Source organism: Secundilactobacillus yichangensis, assembly GCF_016861565.1.
GTDB lineage: Bacteria > Bacillota > Bacilli > Lactobacillales > Lactobacillaceae > Secundilactobacillus > Secundilactobacillus yichangensis.
Genome location: NZ_BOLK01000003.1, coordinates 125469 through 144476, shown reverse-complemented (window position 1 = coordinate 144476; position 19008 = coordinate 125469). Strand labels below are relative to the sequence as shown.

The window sequence follows — 19008 nt, the reverse complement described above, 5'->3', positions numbered from 1 at the left end:
AATGATTGAGATTTGTCGAGGGGCAAATCTCTTTTTGAATAATTTTGAGGAGAAAATATCATGAAATATTTAGTAACAGGTGCCCAGGGGCAATTAGGGACAGAGTTATCGAAGATATTGGAGCGAAAAGGTGCTGACTTTGTCGGTTATGGTTCGAGAAAAATGGACATCACGGATTATGATGCTGTTACTAATAAGGTAAATGAGGTTAAGCCAGATGTGATTTTTCACTGTGCAGCATACACCGCGGTTGATCTGGCTGAGGATGAAGGTAAAGAAGCCAACTGGAAAATTAATGTTGACGGGACTCGTAATGTGGCTAAAGCTGCTAAGAATGCGGGTGCAATTTTAGTTTATATCAGTACCGATTATGTATTTGATGGTCAGAAACAATCAGAATATCAAGTAGATGACCAGACTAATCCGCAAACTGAGTATGGTCGGGCTAAGTTGGCTGGTGAAGAAGCCATTCGAGAAATCATGGATAAGTACTACATCATTCGGACTTCATGGGTATTTGGTCAATACGGCAAGAACTTCGTCTTCACTATGCTACGACTCGCTAAGACACATGATACTTTAACTGTGGTCAATGATCAGGTTGGTCGGCCTACTTGGACCTACACGTTGGCAGAGTTTATGATCTATGCTGTTGAGCACCAAATAGAGTTTGGAACTTATCAGCTGTCTAACGATGGATCATGTACTTGGTATGAGTTTGCTAAGGAAATTTTGAAAAATCAGGATGTTATGGTGGTGCCTGTTGCTTCTGCTCAATTTCCTCAAAAAGCAGTTCGACCGAAGCATTCAGTCATGAATTTAAGTCGTGTCAAAAAAACAGGATTTAAGATATCAAATTGGAAACAAGCTTTAGAAAATTTTGAAAGAGACTAACTTCGGAGGGAATTAAATAATGACTTCTATTAATTCAAGAGTCAGTAAGTATACAAAATTTCAAATTTATTTTAGTACTTTAATTAAGCTTTTACGTGGCTATGTCAGAGGCCTCTTTCTTAAGAAACATTCCGGTCCTTTGTTTATTGGGAAAAAAGTAAAAATTATTAACTCGCAATATATTAGCACTGGACGGAATGTTAAATTTGAAGACTTTTCTGAAATTCAAGGATTAAGTGAGAGGGGGATAGTTTTTAAAGATAATGTAACCATCGGTAGAAATGTCATGGTTCGGCCAAGTAGCTATTATGGAGTCGGCCATATTGGTGATACACTTCAGATTGGTAATAATAGTTCAATCGGACCAGGTGGTTATATTGGAGCGGCAGGAAAAATTATTATTGGAGAAAATGTCATGATTGGGCCGAACGTTACTATGATTGCAGAAAATCATATATTTTCTGATAGTAAGGCAACTATTAAATCTCAAGGAGTTGAACAGCAAGGAATTACCATCGAAAGTAATGTATGGATTGGTACAAATGTCGTTATTTTGGATGGCGTAAAAATTGGTCAAGGAAGTGTAATTGGGGCTGGAACCTTGGTTACCAAATCCATTCCCGCATATTCTAGAGTATTTGATAGGCGTGCTAAAGACATAGTTAACCGAAAATAAAGACAGAGGAGATTAAAAATGGAAAAAATAAGCTTAATTTCTCCTTATTTTGGGAACTCATTTCCTTCGAATTTTCCCATACTGATGGATTCATTTAAGCACAATTCAAATATCAACTTTATCATACCGACAGATATAGACACTAGGTCATTAAAAGTACCTTCTAATGTACTTTTTGTAGATTGTAGTCTTGAGGAATTAAAGAAGAGAATTAACAAAATGTTAGGCTACACAGCAAAAATTATCAGTCCGTACAAATTAGTTGATTTTAAGCCAACTTATGGAGAGTTATTTGCTTCATATTTATCAGGATCGTCTTGGTGGGGCTACTTTGATAGTGACATAATTTTTGGAAATATTTCAAAATTTATCACTGAAGATATTTTAAGTAAATATGATCGAATTTTTAATTTAGGACATTTGACGTTGTTTAGAAATTGTAATTATATGAATTCACTTTGGAGGAGAAATTTTAATCTAGATGCAGTACCTTCCTTTAAGGAAGTTGCAACTAATAAAACGGTTTATGCGTTTGATGAGTGGGGTTGGGGGAAGAATAAAGGACGTGGCCTTTCTTGGGCAATAATGAAAACACAAAATAAAGTGTCACAATTTGATAATCCAAATTTAATTGCTGACTTAAAACCAACGGAATTTGACTTCATGACAACGGATGGTGTTCATATTAACTTCATTGAGTATAATAATGGAAATATATACGGACATACTGATTCTGGTGTAAAGCAATATCTATATGTGCATTTTCAGAAAAGATCATTGCTGAATATCTTAAATAGCATAGATGAACAAATTTTCATTAAGCCTAATGTAATATATAATTGCGGACAATTATTCGATAGTTCAAGGGAACTGATTAGATGGAGAAAAGATCAAAATAGAAGACAGCTAAAAAAAAGAATTGGTAATCTTTCAATTTCATATTTAAGAAGACGCTTAAGATTTATTGGGAGCGAAAAATGATGTCTTGAAGCTATCAGTATTTGAAATTATTTGCTTATGACAAAATTTACGTGTTATTAATTTGTAAGACAAAACAGAAAGCTGTACGTCATGGATAATTGCCGGGCGATTGATTTAGTGATGCGCCATGGGCGTGCTGGTGAAGTCTATAATATCGGTGGTCACAACGAGCAGTCGAATAATGAAATCGTGCGGCTGATTTGTTCGGAGCTGGGAATCAGTGAAGACCGAATAGAGTATGTTGCTGACCGGTTGGGACATGATTGGCGGTATGCGGTGGATAGTTCGAAGATTGAACGGGAACTGGGGTGGCAGAGCCAGCAAGAGCTCTCTGAGGGCATGAAGGAGACGATTCAGTGGTATGTGGATAGGTATCGGGATTGAGTGCAATCAGTGATGGTTTTTAAAAATCGGCAATCAAGCAAACGTTAGAGTGGCGTAAAGGCACTGCAAAGCTAATATTCATCTAGATCTAGGTCGTAATGGAATTAGTCTACGTTAATCAGTATGGAGAGCATATAGCACTGTTGCCAAGGAGTATTAAGGTATGAATAGTGTTTTAAAGAAAGATAATATTTTGAATTAAAGCAGCCGAGAAAGATCAGTTCGATCTTTCTCGGCTGCTTTTGTATACAATAGCGTGTCGATATCTAAAAAATTGAAAATTCATCCTACCTATTTTAATTTATAAGCCTATAATTAATTGTTGTATTAAATCTATGAAATCAGGGGGAACAATGATGTCAAATAATTTAAAAAAGGGTGCCATTACGGCAATGTTAAGCGCAAGTATTTTAGGTGGGGTATTTGTTGCGATACCAAATCCTTCTACAAACACGACCGCGCATGCTGCCGCTTATATTCCATATTCGCAATATGCAAGTGATGTTAATGGTTTGAAGGCTGCTTTGGGGAAAGCACGTCCTGAGATTCGCTCACAAGTGACTTCATTACTACCAAGTACGCATAGTTATAAATATAAGAACGCATACACTTCAGAGTATTATGGCATTTATTATTATCTGGGTTATCTTTCAGCTGATATTGGCACTGACCACGCATTCACAAAAGCTGGTGTTCAAGACGATTATGATTGTATGGTTGCGTCATATAACGTGTTTAGGAATAGATTACCCAAGTCAGTACAAGGTAAACTAGAATCATCAGCGCATCAAATTCAACATGAAATTGATGCTCATGATGGCGGTGGCTTGGACTATGTGGACTATTATGATATTTTCTCGCATGAAGCTGACTACCTTTTGACGCTGCGTGATGCTGTGTCTGATTATGGCGGTAACTATGATGGTGTAGCCTCGAAGCCTAAGGCACCTTCCTATAAGAGTCACATTTCAAAGCTATCTGCGACTAAGACTGCATCAAAGAAGTACGTTAAGGTTACTGGAATAGCTAAACTGTATAAATCTGCTAATTACGCAAACATCAAGACTTACAAAGGTTATCGGTATGTTAAGTTGAGCAGTAAGCATACCTTTAGTAAAACTATTTATGCGCCAAAGGCAAAGAGTGTCAAAGTCAGCGTGGGCTATTACTCACATGATCAGTACAAGCCAGTTACCAGCACTAAGACAGTATATTTTAAATAGCGAAATGTTTGAATCGTTATCCGCAGCTTGATTCGGATGAAAGGGTAGCAGTTATGAAAAAACGGATGATTATTATATTAATAACCCTGGTGGTTGTGCTAGCGACTGGTTGGGGAGCGTATGAAGTCGGATTGTTAAGGTGGCAGCCGGATAATAAAACGACCAAGCTTCATTCGTCAGTGAAAGAAACGAGTTCTTCAAAGGCAGCCAGTAGTTCGCAGACATCGAGTCAGCAGAGTACTGCTGATCAACTGGATAAGAACAAGCTGACACCGCAGCAAACGGCTTCGGCGCTGATGTACTATGCGAAGCATGATTCCAAGCTGAAGTATGAAAAATCATGGGCTTCGACGTTTGATAATTCAAATGAGAACACGGTCTATATCACGACGATTGACATCGAGAATTTAAGCAAGCAAGGTCAAAATGTCCGTTATGCCATTGGTTCAAGTCACCGCGATACATCTACCACAGCGGATACTGATTTTGAATATCCTTCTTACACGTTGGATGCCGATGGCACCGTTCATTTTTACGGCAATCAGGATATCGATTCTGAAGAAGATGGCAAGCAGGTATCGCCTGAGGCTAGTGTGACACTGAGTCAAGTTGTTGCTTATATTAATGACCAAAATGCGGCTGATCAGGTGAAGGCACGGGCCAATCAGCTAACGATTCAAGATAAGCGAAGTGCCGGTGAAGCCAGCACGGCAAACGTCTTAACGCAAAAGAATGTTGATTTTGCGACGACTTGCAAGATGCTACTCTTTTACGCCAATAACCATTATCATTTGAACCTTCAAAGTGACATTTCAAAAGGTGCCATATTCGATGTGCATACCCAAGCATCCATGTATACGTATGTGATGGAACAGAGCGGAATGGTGCTGAAAGTTCATGACCAGATGCCACGGTCAGATCCTAAGATACCAGGCTACTATACTTTCATCATTGGTAATGATCATAATCGTAAAAATGTTACGTATGGTCAAGTGCTTAAATATGTTAACCAGCAGGGCGGACGTCAGGCGTTGCAGGGGATTCGTGTGAATGTTAGTGATGAATAGGTGTGTGTGAGGAGAATTCAAATTGAAGAAAATTTGTAGAACGTTGTTGTTAGTGTTGATGACATTTGGACTGTTTAGCGTGGCTAGTACACAAAGTGTGAGTGCAAGTTCGTATCATAAAGGGACGCCTACCACTTTGAGGGGACATTGGCGGACGAAGATGCGTAAGGTTCATAATGCTGATCACACGTATTTCTGGGGATATTTTTACCTAACGATTAAGAAGAACAGTTTTTCAGATGTCGGAATCCAATCTGGTGGGTATGGTGCAAAAGATATGAGTTATCGATACGCTGGTAACCATACCTATTACCTGAAAGGGAAAGTTGATATGGGCGGAGGCACTGTTTATCCCTTTAAGTGGAAGATCAAGAAAATCAGTGCGCGGAAGTTTAGAGGCTTGGATTTAGCTAACAAGGGTAGCAAGACAACTACTTGGTATAAGTATAGTGGGCGGATGTCTGGGAGTACTTATTATCCGTATCCGTAAATTCTCTACAATTTATTAAGTTGTGGGGCAAGTCGACAATGAGTCTGTAAAATAAACGAAGAAAATCACGATTGATTTTCTTCGTTTATTTATTATGTCTAAGATCTTTTTGAAATAAAAGGTTTCGGAAAATATGTGCAAAACGATATAGGCGTGGAGCAAAGTAAAAAGAAACTATATGGTTGCTTAAACGAGAGATAGCGTATTATAGAGACATTAATATGATTAAAAGTAGAGGTGCAGATTATTGAAATGGTATAAGGATAGGGCAGTATCTGAGAAAGGTAAGCAATGTGATAAGGCTATTCTTGATAAAAATTTGAAATATTTGTTGTACTTATCCACTGAATGTGAGAAATTGGGGGAAATTAAAGCAACTCATATTATGTGTCGGGCTCAGTATTATTATTTTGCCTTCAATTGCTATGATAGTTATCGAGCATTCAGCAAAAAAACAGATGAAAAACATCTTGAACGCAGTCTATTCTTGTGCAGAAAGTCACTGATGTTAGCAGACAAATATAAAGAAAGTACTGAATACAAAGGAGACGAAAAAGCACATAAATGGTTTAGAGGGTATTACTTTCAGTTACTAGTAAACTATGCTAATTTACTAGATTCTTCAGGTCGAATAATTTCAGCTATTGAAGAATATTTTAAAGTTGTAACAGTTGCAAGATTCGATATGGCTGAAGGAAATTTAGCAATGTCTTTGATGAACTATGCAAAGCTTATTTTTGACCAAAATCAAAGAAGTTTCTTGTTAGGTGAAGCTAAGTACCTATTTGAAGATGTACTATCACACGAGAATTTAACTATGACTAGCGAAGCAGAAGCTTCATTTTCTAAGAGCCTTGATAATTTGATCAAAATACATGTTTCTAGGTCTAAGATAAAAGGAACACAAAGAAAAATGTCCACAGAAGAAAGGGAGTATAGAAAATGGGTCGGGGAAAATGTACTGGCACTAAACCCCTTAAATGACGTTGTACATGATATAAATGCAGCATATGATCCTATACATTTTGGTAAGTTTCAGACACCGGTAGACTATGAAGAAAGTACCAGATTTCAGTTAATTGGATTAATTAATGAAATTAAACAAGAATATGTTACAGCCCGTTTTCAACTGTATCGAGGCTTGACCGATTATGGCGTGGAATTTTCTGATCTTGATGTTTACTTAGTGGACAATTGGGATGGTGCCATTTATGCGTATAGTGTCGAACAGTTGAAAGATGCTTTTAAAGCAATATATTCAATATTTGACAGAATTAGTTTTTTTATCAATGCTTATTTCAAATTGAAAATAAATTTTCGATCCGTTTCTTTTAAGCACATCTGGGAAAGCCAAAAATTACTTACTGCATCCAAGGATAATTATGCTCTTAGGGGATTAAATTGGATTGAAAAAGATCTTTATAGAAATGACAAAAAAACTAAATCTGAAAATTATAAAGACTTTTTAGATCCAAAGATGAAAGAAATAAATACTGTTCGAAATTTTATAGAGCATAGGTATCTAAGGGTTGTGCAGGACTCCCAGAAGACTAAATGTTCAGATTTTATTTATGAAATCAGGATTTCGGATTTTCGCTCAATGGGATTGTATTTACTAAAAAAATGTAGAGAAGCAATTATTTTATTACTAGTTACTGTTTATCATGAAGAAAATAAAAATACGGAGGATGGCGTTACCCTCTTTTCAAGGACTTATGATGACAGTATGAAATTACAATAAATAATTTTTAAAGCTTGTTATTTTGTTAAGATGTTTAAATCAGTTTATTGTGAAATTCTTATATTGAATGCAATTAGAAATAAGGGCTAACCATGAATGATGCCGATGTAGCGAAATTTAAGAAGTATTTGAATGACTTCCTTAAAATCTGCCAACGAGCAGTGAAGGAAGATACACCAGAAGAATTTAAAGATTCAATCAAAAACTATGTTAGAGGCGGTACAACTAAGCCAATTTTACTAAGTGATGGTACAAAGGTCTACCGGCACTTTGCGTTTGGTAAGAATGAGCTGTTTAAGATGCCTTATTTGAATATCAACTGGGTCAACTTGTATTACGATTGGAGTGCATCACTATTTGAAGATGAAATTCCAAGAGTTTTCATTGCGAGCCCTAAAATCAAGAATTTTCAGCAGTTGACTGGAGATAAATTAACAACGAATTTCCAGTTACCAGAAGATACAGAGTTAGTTGGTCAACCAGTTACGGTATATAACATTAAGTACAAGGTACAAAGTGTCGATGATGATAACATTTCAATTACTGAGAGTGCTTATGCTGAGATTCTCAAACGCATGAAGAAGTTTGACCAGCTGTCTCAGGTACAAAACTATTCTGAGCAATTGTTGCAAGACCATAATGTGATTTTTCATGGTGCGCCAGGAACTGGTAAAACCTACTTGGCACAGTCAATCGCTGCGAATCTGTTAAAAACGAATCGTGATGAATTAATGGACAATCATCAGTATGGTTTTGTGCAGTTTCACCCGAGCTACGATTACACCGATTTTGTGGAAGGCTTGCGTCCAGCGGGAATTGAGAATGGACAATTACAATTTAAGCTGCAGCCGGGAACTTTTATGTCATTTTGTAACCATGCGAAAACGGATCCAGATAATCCATATGTATTTGTCATTGATGAAATTAATCGTGGCGATATTAATAAGATCTTTGGGGAACTCTTTTTTGCCATTGATCCAGGCTATCGTGGTAAAGCTAGTGCGGTTACGACTCAGTATGCTAATTTGCATGAAGCTAACGGTATGAACCAGCAATTCTATATTCCAGAGAATGTCTATATCATTGGTACGATGAATGATATTGACCGTAGTGCTGAAAATATCGATTTTGCCATGCGTCGACGTTTTCGTTTTATTCAAATTGAACCAAAAGATACTTTGCAAATGCTGAATGCCATTAAAGATGAAAAGGTTAGAAAGAATGCTAGTGACAGTCTGACACGCCTGAACGATAAGATTGCTCATGATGACGTCCTGAACAGTAATTATGAGATTGGTCCCAGCTATTTGTTGCGTCTAACTCATGATGATGTGGAGCTGGAGGATATTTGGCAGCAAGACATTGCACCCTTGCTAGCAGAATATCTGCAGGGCTTGGATGATATGACCAGTCGAATTGATGGATTTAAAAAAGCGTTTGACGGTAAATAAAGGATATTGATGGCCGATGAAAATTAAGCTTAAAGATAACCAACCACTGCCTGCTGAATATCTAAAGAAGAAGTTTATCAAAGAGATTTGTGATCAAAATCTGACACAACTATCTGAAGCGGGCATTCTAACCTTTCCGCAGAGCTTAGCTGTTAGCGCAGATTTGAGTGAACAGGATAGTTATGTGCTGACCCACTACAAAGGTCGGCTGTGGACCACTAATTTAGTGGGCACAGTAACGCTTGGTGGTAAGCGGAAAACTAATCAGATCTTGATTGGTTCACGGGCGGATACACCTGGGAATGATTATTTTTTGAAATATATGCTGTATCGGGTTCTACACGTGAACTTTCTTGGTTCTAAAGACTTCGATGTTGGTCCTGTGAGTGGTGTTAATGTTCTGGCTCTGTTTATTCCAGAACTGCTCAATCGAGCGTTGAGAGCTGGTTTGTATAAATCGTATATGGATAAGAAGTTTAATGACTATCAGATCCATGGTCAGTTGGATTTCAAACGTCAGTTGAAGTCTGATGTGCCATTTGTAGGCCGGTTTGCGTCGCAAAGCCATGAATTTACTTATGATACTAAAGTACTGGAGTTAGTACGCCATGCTATTGAAGCAATGCGTGCTGACTCGCAGTTGCGCGGATTGTTAAGTGTGGATAAGTCGATTCGGCAAAATGTACGAACGGTGGTTGAGAACACACCGAGGTATCGCACACAGGAACGCAGTGAGCTTTTGCGCCAGAATAAAGTGATGCGGATTCGCAATAATTATTACGCTGAATATCGACCACTACTACGAGTTTGTCGAGCTTTCTTAGAAGGAAAGAGTTTAACTCAGACCAAGGGAGCCAAGTTTAACGGTGTGTTGATCGATATTGCATGGTTATTTGAGGAGTATGTTGGTCGTTTGCTGGAACCAGGGTACGTGCACTCACATAATCGTGCTGGCGAGGATAAGCAGTATCTATTTCGTAACGAGAAGGATAAAGGGTTGATCTATCCGGATTATCTTAAACGAGGGAAACCGCAGATTCCATTAGATGCCAAATATAAATTCACTGCTAATATTGCTAGCCACGACCGGCTGCAAATGTTAGCTTACATGCTAAGATTTCAAAGTAAGCGAGGTATGCTGATTCATCTGGCTGATAACAATGAAGCAAATGTTGTTGAGTTGCCAGTTGAAGGTGAGTATGCGGATGAAACTGAACGACCGGTGTTGGTGGAATATGGAATCGCGGTGCCACGGGTTGATGATTGGGCGGAGTTTGTTGAGGGGATGCGGGTACAGGAGAAGAAGTTAAAGGATTATGCAGTTGGATTTTCTGACTGACAAATCTGGGTAATGTTCCGAAAATGGCATGTATTTCGGATCCACTCAGTAAGTTGTCAATACAGATCATGTAAAACAGTTACTACTTTCTAGGCTTCGTGTTAGAATTATAACGGAAGGGAAGTAATTCCCCTGTGCTCGCCTTACCGAGAGCAAACAATTCATAGCTATCAACAAATTTAAAATATAGGAGAAACGTTTGTGCAACTAACAGATTTAGTTGTTCCACTTTATCATATAGATACATCTGAACATAATGAAAAGTTTTGTAAAGGTAGTTTTTTCCCATCTAATGAACAAGGTGAATGGTGTGGAAAGGGTATGTATTTTTGGGAAACTTTTTCGAATGCCAATAAATGGTTGGTTAGTCGTTCAGATAACACAGAAGTTAAATTTTCAATGGCAAGTGCTTCTCTTAGATGTAATAAAGAAGATATACTTGATCTAACAAACGTTAAGAGTTCTGAAGCACTATACTCTATTGCTCAATTATTGGCAGCGAAGTATGATGTTGGATTGGACTTATCTAAAATTGGCGCAGTTATAAACTTTGTTCATGAAACGCTGGCTTTACAGCAAGCTAGTAAGAATTTTTCGGTTGTAAAAATTTTTGGTTCATATCCCAGAAATCATTCTCATGGATTAGTAGCATATATTGAGAGTAAAATGAGCCATTCACGTAGAGTAAAGAGCCCACATGCCACTGAATTGGTGAAAATAATTTATGCTGTTCGAGAAAATGAATTACTACATGATAGGAAAATCATCGATCCTCAAGAGGAGGCACAGACTTATGAGTTTTCAATTTAATATAAATGAAATTTTGAACCCAAAACATGAATTGTCTCAAGATGAAATTCAACTTCTACGGAATGAATTTGATGAAGGAGTCAAAGAATCGAAGTTTGAACAATTAAATGTGTCTAAAACTGTTCACTTTTCGGATAATTTTGAGGTTGAGTTTTCAAATTCAACCCAGTTCTCAATTTCTTCAAACGAAGCTTTTAATGAAACCGTTCATTCATTCCCATTGGATTTTGATGAAGGGCTGGTGGCCTGATGACGGTTCTGAATTTTAATGGTTACCGTGTGAGAAAATTTGAATATAGTATTGATACTAATCATAAAGGTGAGTCAGGTTCTAGAATCAAATTAGAGCCAAAATTTCAGGCTCATATTGCAAAAGGTGAAATACTCAATCAATGGACGGTCACTCTTTCAATGGAGATTTCAAAAAAAGCACCGTTTTATGTCAAAATTGTTATAGATGGTTCATTTACTTATAATCCCAATGAAGATGATCAAAAAATTGGCGAGGATAATTTATTGTTAACTAATGCAGTTGCAATTTTGTTTCCATATCTTCGTTCGACGCTTACCACAATAACAGCTTTATCGAATGAAATTCCTGCTGTAGTTTTGCCAACGGTTAATATTGCACAGCTATTGAAAAGAAATATTCAAAAAAACAACAAATAGTTTGACTACTCTATCAATTGAAGGGTAGTTTTTGATATAAGAATTTTAAAAATAGTAATTATTACCTACTTTTTTCGTAGTTCGAATAATAACTGACATATCAAGTGTATGCATAAGAAGCTAATGAAGTCGATAATTTGCTTAAATTTGAGATTTATAAAAGACGCTGCTTTTTCCAAAAACGGCGTCTTTTTATAATCTAATTAGATTTGCAATCCATTTTTCAAAACCTTCACCCATCGCTTTTCCACCGCACTCTCCTCAAACGCCATAACCGACTTCTGCGCAAACAGCCCATACTCCTGCAGCTGCTGACGATCGTTAAAGATGTCGAGTAGAGTTCTAAACAGGGTATATTCATCGTTGGCTGGTACCAACTGGCCGTTCTTACCGGGTTTCACCAGCTCATTTGGACCATAGTTGACGTCGTAGCTCACTACTGGGCAGGCGTAGGACAGCGCCTCCAGGATGGCCATGGAGAAGCCTTCGCTGCGGCTGGTTAGCAACAGCAGGTCAGCTTTTTGGTAGACCTTGCTGAGATCCTTGGTGTAGCCCATGAAGTGGACGTAGTCGCCGGCGTTATTTTGGCGGACGATTTTCCGTAAGTTCTTCGACTCGGCGTAACCGTTCAGCAGATCCTCGTAGCCGTAGATTTTGAAGTCCACTTCGGGGAAGTGACCGTGCAGTTTGATGACGGCGTTGATGGCGTGGCTTAACTGCTTGATTTCGGTGACACGGGCGACTGCGATAATTTGAAACGGTGTCCGGGCTTCAAAGGGGTAGTAGGTATCCAGCCGTTTATCAGGCACGGCACTGACTGGAACCACCTCAGTAGGGACGTCGGGGAAGCGGGCGTGCATGTCATCAGCTTCAGCCTGCGTGGAGGTGATGATGCTGTCCAGCTTGCCGTGCTCGATGGTGTTCTTAATACTGGTGAAGACTTCACCGCCGCGTTTAGCGTTGGTGGTAAAGGCGGCGTGGATCACTAGCATTCTGCGGGGATCCTTGTGCATCAGCCCCATGGCCATGCCCCAGTAGTCCTCGCGGTCGCAGATCAAGGTATCATCGTTGTTTGTTAAGTCGTCTAAGAAATGGGTTCGGAAGGCATCCAGTGACTGGAACTGCAGTGTCTGATTGCCAGTCTCCAGGTGAATCATGGTGAGGATCGCCTGGTTGCTGGGACCACCGTGGTAGTAGCAGGTGATCACCGACTTGCCCTGATAATTGTAGTACTGCTTAATTTGCAATTTAGCGTGGTCGTCGTAGAATTCCGAGTAGCTGCGAACGCCATGCTCGTAAAAGTCACGGCGGTTGGTGAAGCCGAAGACGTCCAGGTAGTCCACGTAGGAGAGGCTGCCGTGTTCTTCACGAATTTTGACCACCGGCTTACCGTCATCCAGAATCTCATTCTTCTCAAATGGCAGGTCTGGCAGGGTGCTGCGGATGGCTGTCTTGGTGGCTTCAGGACCATCGAATCGCTCCAGCTGCTGATAGTAGCTATACATATTAATAACGCGCTGGCGGATGCCCAGCTGATCCAGCGTGTACCCCGAATCCCAGACTGGCGACTCCGTGATGATCGTGGAAGGTTCGCCAATTTGATCAAACAGTCTCAGCCGGCGAATCTCGGCAATTTCAATCGCAGATGGTGTTTCGTTAAAGTATGACGTCAAAAAATAATTCATCAATATTCCCCCAAAGTCCCGTAGTGCTATTTGATTTACATTATAACCAAATGGTTAGCTGGCGCAAAGTTTGGTAAAGTGTCGGTTAGTCCAGTTAATGACTAATTTTCCCTCATAATTAGCCTACTACATGATTAACATACTTTACCAACAAAACAGTTTAAATTACGTACTTTTTGTTAGCAAATTCACGAAGCATGTAGTATACTTTCGTATGAACTTAGGAGTAGGTTCGCAATTTAATTTTGAGCGTCATTTTGCATTTTCGTACAAGGGGGATTAACTATGGCAACACATCAACAAAAGGCTTGGAAGTCGTTGCTCATAAGCGCGACGATCCTGTCCGGTATGCTGGTTGGAAACGTGTCTGCTAAGGCGGCAGATACGACGGACAGCACGGACTCAACCAGCCAAGCGAGTAATCAGAAGATAACGGTACAAGGTAATACCGTAGCCATCAAGGACGCATCACAGGAGGCGCCGCAGACGCAGGCATCAGTAGCGTCTGACAGCGGTGATGATCCAACGACAGCAGACACATCGCAGACAGCAGATACACCGGATGCTTCCAGTAATCCAGGGACAACGCAGCCAGCAGCAACCAGCGGGGCAGTGGATCAACCGACCACTGCTCCGGCGACACCATCGGATCCGGCAACGGGGACGGCGGTGGAGAGCAAGACTGCTTTAGTGGACAGTACGAAGCCCACCAGTGATGCGTGGAATGGTGTCGATGGCCATGATAGTGAACATACACAGGCCACCCAAACTGAGGCTGCTTGGGGCAACATGCCAATCGCCGCAGGTTCGATTTCAATGTCCGACTTAGATCAGATGCATCAAATTAATGATCTGACGAGCGGAGCTGGCGGCCAATTAGTGGATGCTTACGTTAATAATAGTCAGCTGCAGCCTGGACAGACTGAAGCAGATTATATTAAGAGCTTAGCTTTGGACGCTAATATTCCCGATGATTATTACAACTGGATCATTGCGAGGTTTGATGGTGATCCTCACGCGGTAATCGCCGTGGATGCCTTGAAGAAGTTACATGAGCTGGAATTGCAACCTATAACAGAGGAAAAAACGGGGATTGTTTGGGTACCGTACTTTATCCCCGGCAGGACTGCTGAGCAGTGGATGAATGGTGCCGCCCCAGGACAAGATCCAAATGTTATGCAAGCACTGGGTCCATGGTTCATCAGTTCAACACCCGCTTCTTACATGATATTAAATGACATTTTAGCGTCTCTTCCCGGCGACACCACAATTGGGCAAATTACAGGTAATCCGGATCACGCGTCTGTACTACCAGAAAATAGTGAAATTGACGCGCCGTTGTTGCTACATGAGATGCCATTGCGTGTATACATTCCAACGCAGCCAACGCAACCTTCTAACCCGCCAACTGAGCCAACGCAGCCAACGCAACCGACCCAGCCGACTCAGCCGACTCAGCCAACGCAACCGACCCAGCCGACTCAGCCGACTCAGCCAACGCAGCCGACGCAACCAACGCAGCCAACGCAGCCGACGCAGCCAACACAACCGACGCAGCCGACGCAACCAACGCAACCGACTCAGCCAACGCAGCCGACGCAACCGACCCAGCCGACGCAGCCGACCCAACCGACTCAGCCAACGCAGCCGACGCAACCGACCCAGCCGACGCAACCGACCCAGCCGACGCAACCAACGCAGCCGACGCAGCCAACGCAACCGACCCAGCCGACGCAGCCAACGCAACCGACCCAGCCTACACAACCAACCCAGCCGACTCAGCCGACGCAGCCAACGCAACCGACTCAGCCAACGCAACCGACTCAGCCAACACAACCAACGCAGCCGACGACACCAAGACAACCGAGTCAGCCGACGCAACCGAGTCAGCCAAGCCAACCGACGCAACCAACAACGCCAACACAGACTTCTGAGCCCAGCCGGCCAGTACCACCGACCCAGCCAAGTACGCCGGATGTTACACCAAAGCAAGTGACAACGTATACACGAGTCGTTACTAAGCAAGGTGTACCAGCAGTACAAGGTACTAAAAAGGGTGAGGCAGAAAAGTTGCCTCAAACTAATGAGAATGAAACCCGGTCTTCTAGTGCCGCATTAGTTGGTTTAGCAGGCTTGTTTGCTTTGCTTGGTCTCACTTGGAAGAAGCGTAGACACGGCAAGAATTGATTAAATGTAATTATAAATATTAAAAATAATAGCTATGAATCAACAGACAACAGTTCTACGGATTCATAGCTATTTTTTAGTTTAAAATTGTTTCACGATTATGATGATGATTAGATTACAATAATTTTAAATTGAATTCATAACTGCAAACGGCCATGATCAAAAGAAATTACAAAATTACTTTTAAAAAGTGCATTAGATGAGGAATTATGTAAATATATGGCAATATTTATTTATAAAAATTATGCCAATTTTGAATTGACTTTTTCAAGCATTAATGTGAATATTAAAGTGATTCTAAAGACCGTTAATATGGCATTTACAGAGGGGGATTAACAATGTTACACAATCAGGGATTACATTACAAAATGTATAAGGCTAAGAAACACTGGCTTTTTGCCGGTATGGGCGTTATTCTGACATCCAGTGCTTTATTGATGGGCGGCAGCGTGGTGGCACATGCTGATGAGACGAGTACAACAGCGGTTGCTGATGTACCGGCAGATACGCCAACTGATGGGGGTGCGACTGGAGAGCCAACAGCTCAGGTTCAAAACGACGGGACAGGCAGCACCAGTACGACTGTTACTCCAGAGGAAGCGGCAAAGGCTCAAGAGGCACTTAATAATTACAACAATTATAAAAATAATGGTTACACTCAAGCAGTAAATCAGTTTGAGTCGCAAAAGACGACGCTGGATTCACAAAAGGAAAATTATAATAGTCAGAAAGAAGACTATGAAAATCAGTTAAGCAATTATAATAATCAGGTTAATGAACAAGCGTCTGGTTATCAGACAAGCAATCCAGAAGCAGAGAGTCAACTTAATGACGCGTATGGTTCAGTTTATGACAAATATAATGATTTAGAAAACCAACAAAATTCAATTAACAATCAAGTTGATGATGCCAATACAGATGTCAAAAATGCGGAGAACCAATTAGCCAAGCTGCATGATGCCTTGCCAGCTGGCGTTCTTTCTGCTGAAGAAAAAGTTAATCAACATAACAATAACGCAAAGGCCAATGCTGCGATAATGGTTGCTAATGCAATCAAACAAGCATACGGTCAAGCTTTGACGAGTGATCCTAGTGGATTAACTACAATGATAAACGATGTAGAGAATTTAAAAGATAATTCACCCGTTAAAGTCCTAGCAAATTCGGCAACTCCGTTTGGTGAGAGTACGGAATATAAAGATAAAAATACAGACGGTAAGATTACGTTTGAAGACGATATATTACCGGTGGCTATTGAACATCTAAAAAGCGATTTAACGAAGGTGCAGAATAATCAAACCAATTTTGAAGGTTCATATACCGATGTGATTGCACTATTTAACTACCTGAAACAAGTCGGTGATACGTCATTGCCTACTCAAACAGCTGATGGTTCAGAAGGCCGAACTGAATCAGGACTGGCGGATACAGCATCGCAATCCTTAAACAATCATGGTGATTCAACGAGTACTGGGAAAATCAGTTCAGCTTATGGTGCTGATTTATTGAGCACGATTGAAGGAACTAAAGCACAATTAGAGAGTGATATTAAAGATATCTACGCGGGCACTGGAGTTCAATTCCCTCAAACAAAGTTTGATAATGATTTTGCTAAAGCGTTGAAAGAGCAAGCTGGTTTGATTTATAAGCAGCAAACGGATGAATTGCTAAGTACCGGTCAGACTTTGCTAGCAGCTTTTAAAAATGCTGAACAGGATTCAATCTGGATGACACCCACGGCGGATATTTATTACAGTACGAAGGATTTAAGTCAGCGGTTGAGTGATACTTTAGCTACCATTCAGCAACAGGTGACCGCTGGGGCAACAGCGCTGGCTAACTTACCAGCTTCGGATGATTTCCTATCGATTGCATACACGAAGGGTGCGGATGGGTTCACACAGACTATCGACAGTTTATGGAACACACTGTACTCCGCGGTTGATAATTATGGCATGTCACTATCACCGTTGATGAAAACCGTGATGCCAAAAGAGGCACAGTCAGATCCTGGTACCAAGACGGAAACTATTCAAAATCCACTCGATATCAGTAAGACAATCACCAACACCACTTATTCACCAGAATTCGTGACAGAGCACCAAGCTATCTTTAATGCTGCTACGGCGCTATCAACGGCCGTAACGAGTTTGATTCAGCAGTCCGCGGAAGTTACCAATAGTTTCCAGGATGTTTTGGCCAAACTATCACATATTCCGGGTGATTTTGATACTACGCTACCTGATTCAGTCGCGTACATCACTCCAGTGCTGGATCACATTACTGCACCGCAGCAGGTTACGCTAAGCCCAGCCAATATCTTAGTTCAGCTCAATTATGTGGATGATGACTTGGGTGGTGCAAATGTGAATTACGGGAATCAAACATTGTCGGGTTACAATGGCGATCAGGTTACTTGGACAGCCCAGGTACCAAACAATTATCAGTTGGCTAAAAACCAGGCTGGTTCAGGGACTCTGACGATTGGTGATTTCAAGGACGCAGTACCCGTGGCGGTGGTGACGATTCACTTGACTCACCAGCATGTCACTTCTAAAGTTACTCAAACGGTAACGACTCAATTTGTTCCAGGTACCGATGATGTAGTAGATTCTAAGCTACCTGCCGACGATGTTCAGACGGTTACTTGGACAGTTGATCATGATCTAGTGACTGGTGATTGGACCGCAACGCCGAATAAGACATTGCTAAACCCGGTAAAGGCACCAGTTATTCCAGTTGCAGACGGTTACTATGCACCGGATATTTTGACTTATGCTGGAGTAGCTTTGGCAACTAAGACAGGGACAGACTATCCTGCAAGTGAGTTTGCGTCCGAGAACACTAAGCACACTCGAACCATTACGTACTACAAAGAAAAAGCAGAAGTTGGACCAGGCATTGCAGTCGGAACTAAAGAAGAGGTTCCGGACACTGCTCCAAGTACGACGCCGACTAATCCGCCTACAACAGGCGGCGGTGAAACCGGTGATCCAACAGTTGTAGAAAATGGTGGTGGAAATCCAACCGTTGTTGTACCAGATGGCGGCAACGGCAGTCAACCGGCACCAGCTGATGACAATAGCACGACGACGGATGCTGGTGGTGACACAAGCACCACGGGTCCTGATAGTCAAACAACTGAAACTGGTCGATCTGCTTCTGAAGGACAAGCGACTGGAAACAGCCAGTCGGTCAGTGACGGTTCTGCAGTTCAGAACAATAATAGTGGTGTGACAACTGCTCAGGCTAACAGTCAGCAAGGAAACGCTGCTCAAGGGCAATTGCCACAGACTAACGAAACGGATGAAAATGCCGCGGCTGGACTTGGTGTACTCGGATTGAGCTTATTGATGAGTGCGCTGGGGCTGAAGAAGCGGAAGCGGGATTAAATTACTGAAATAGCTTAAT

15 protein-coding genes and 1 pseudogene are annotated in these 19008 nt (G+C 41.1%); 15 read left to right on the top strand and 1 reads right to left on the bottom strand.

Translation table 11 applies throughout. From position 1 onward, the window contains the following. The first annotated feature begins 57 nt into the window (after positions 1 to 57). From rfbD to JUE95_RS03780, 13 genes and pseudogenes are all read left to right on the top strand, one after another. Positions 58 to 894 carry a dTDP-4-dehydrorhamnose reductase gene (gene rfbD, locus JUE95_RS03840; RefSeq protein WP_203649482.1) on the top strand — a complete coding sequence of 279 codons (837 nt, stop codon included), beginning with the start codon at positions 58 to 60 and terminating at the stop codon, positions 892 to 894. 19 nt (positions 895 to 913) lie between these two features. After that, positions 914 to 1570 carry an acyltransferase gene (locus tag JUE95_RS03835; protein ID WP_203649314.1) on the top strand — a complete coding sequence of 219 codons (657 nt, stop codon included), beginning with the start codon at positions 914 to 916 and terminating at the stop codon, positions 1568 to 1570. A gap of 18 nt (positions 1571 to 1588) precedes the next feature. Further along, positions 1589 to 2551, top strand: a complete 963-nt coding sequence (locus tag JUE95_RS03830) for a DUF6625 family protein (RefSeq protein ID WP_203649313.1) — start codon at positions 1589 to 1591, stop codon at positions 2549 to 2551. A gap of 81 nt (positions 2552 to 2632) precedes the next feature. Next, positions 2633 to 2935: pseudogene (locus tag JUE95_RS03825) on the top strand (GDP-mannose 4,6-dehydratase); the annotation flags it as partial. Positions 2936 to 3291: 356 nt separating this feature from the next. Beyond that, positions 3292 to 4158: a hypothetical protein gene (locus JUE95_RS03820; RefSeq protein ID WP_203649311.1), complete on the top strand. Its 867-nt coding sequence runs from the start codon at positions 3292 to 3294 to the stop codon at positions 4156 to 4158. A 53-nt stretch (positions 4159 to 4211) separates the two neighbouring features. Then, positions 4212 to 5225, top strand: coding sequence for a hypothetical protein (locus tag JUE95_RS03815; RefSeq protein ID WP_203649310.1), 1014 nt, complete (start codon positions 4212 to 4214; stop codon positions 5223 to 5225). Positions 5226 to 5247: 22 nt separating this feature from the next. Next, complete coding sequence (locus JUE95_RS03810) at positions 5248 to 5715, top strand: hypothetical protein (protein WP_203649309.1); 468 nt, start codon at positions 5248 to 5250, stop codon at positions 5713 to 5715. A gap of 247 nt (positions 5716 to 5962) precedes the next feature. Further along, positions 5963 to 7456, top strand: coding sequence for an LA2681 family HEPN domain-containing protein (locus tag JUE95_RS03805; protein WP_203649308.1), 1494 nt, complete (start codon positions 5963 to 5965; stop codon positions 7454 to 7456). 92 nt (positions 7457 to 7548) lie between these two features. Continuing rightward, the gene (locus JUE95_RS03800; protein WP_203649306.1) at positions 7549 to 8907 is read left to right on the top strand and encodes an McrB family protein; all 1359 of its coding nucleotides are present in this window, start codon (positions 7549 to 7551) and stop codon (positions 8905 to 8907) included. A gap of 16 nt (positions 8908 to 8923) precedes the next feature. Next, entirely contained in the window at positions 8924 to 10246 is a 1323-nt protein-coding gene (locus JUE95_RS03795) for a 5-methylcytosine restriction system specificity protein McrC (protein WP_203649305.1), read from the top strand. A 201-nt stretch (positions 10247 to 10447) separates the two neighbouring features. Then, positions 10448 to 11056 carry a hypothetical protein gene (locus tag JUE95_RS03790; RefSeq protein ID WP_203649303.1) on the top strand — a complete coding sequence of 203 codons (609 nt, stop codon included), beginning with the start codon at positions 10448 to 10450 and terminating at the stop codon, positions 11054 to 11056. Then, positions 11040 to 11306 (top strand): hypothetical protein, encoded by a 267-nt coding sequence (locus JUE95_RS03785; protein WP_203649301.1) that lies wholly within the window; start codon positions 11040 to 11042, stop codon positions 11304 to 11306. The genes JUE95_RS03790 and JUE95_RS03785 overlap by 17 nt, the downstream gene beginning before the upstream one ends. Continuing rightward, positions 11306 to 11725: a protein-export chaperone SecB gene (locus JUE95_RS03780; protein WP_203649299.1), complete on the top strand. Its 420-nt coding sequence runs from the start codon at positions 11306 to 11308 to the stop codon at positions 11723 to 11725. The genes JUE95_RS03785 and JUE95_RS03780 overlap by 1 nt, the downstream gene beginning before the upstream one ends. Positions 11726 to 11928: 203 nt before the next feature. Here the strand turns inward: JUE95_RS03780 and JUE95_RS03775 are convergent, their stop codons facing one another. Then, complete coding sequence (locus tag JUE95_RS03775) at positions 11929 to 13410, bottom strand: glycosyltransferase (RefSeq protein ID WP_203649298.1); 1482 nt, start codon at positions 13408 to 13410, stop codon at positions 11929 to 11931. 285 nt (positions 13411 to 13695) lie between these two features. Here JUE95_RS03775 and JUE95_RS03770 point away from each other — a divergent pair, with 285 nt between their 5' ends. Both JUE95_RS03770 and JUE95_RS03765 read left to right on the top strand, forming a co-directional pair. Beyond that, complete coding sequence (locus JUE95_RS03770) at positions 13696 to 15597, top strand: RodZ family helix-turn-helix domain-containing protein (RefSeq protein ID WP_203649296.1); 1902 nt, start codon at positions 13696 to 13698, stop codon at positions 15595 to 15597. Positions 15598 to 15935: 338 nt separating this feature from the next. After that, positions 15936 to 18989 (top strand): KxYKxGKxW signal peptide domain-containing protein, encoded by a 3054-nt coding sequence (locus JUE95_RS03765; RefSeq protein WP_203649481.1) that lies wholly within the window; start codon positions 15936 to 15938, stop codon positions 18987 to 18989. The last annotated feature ends 19 nt before the right edge of the window (positions 18990 to 19008 follow it).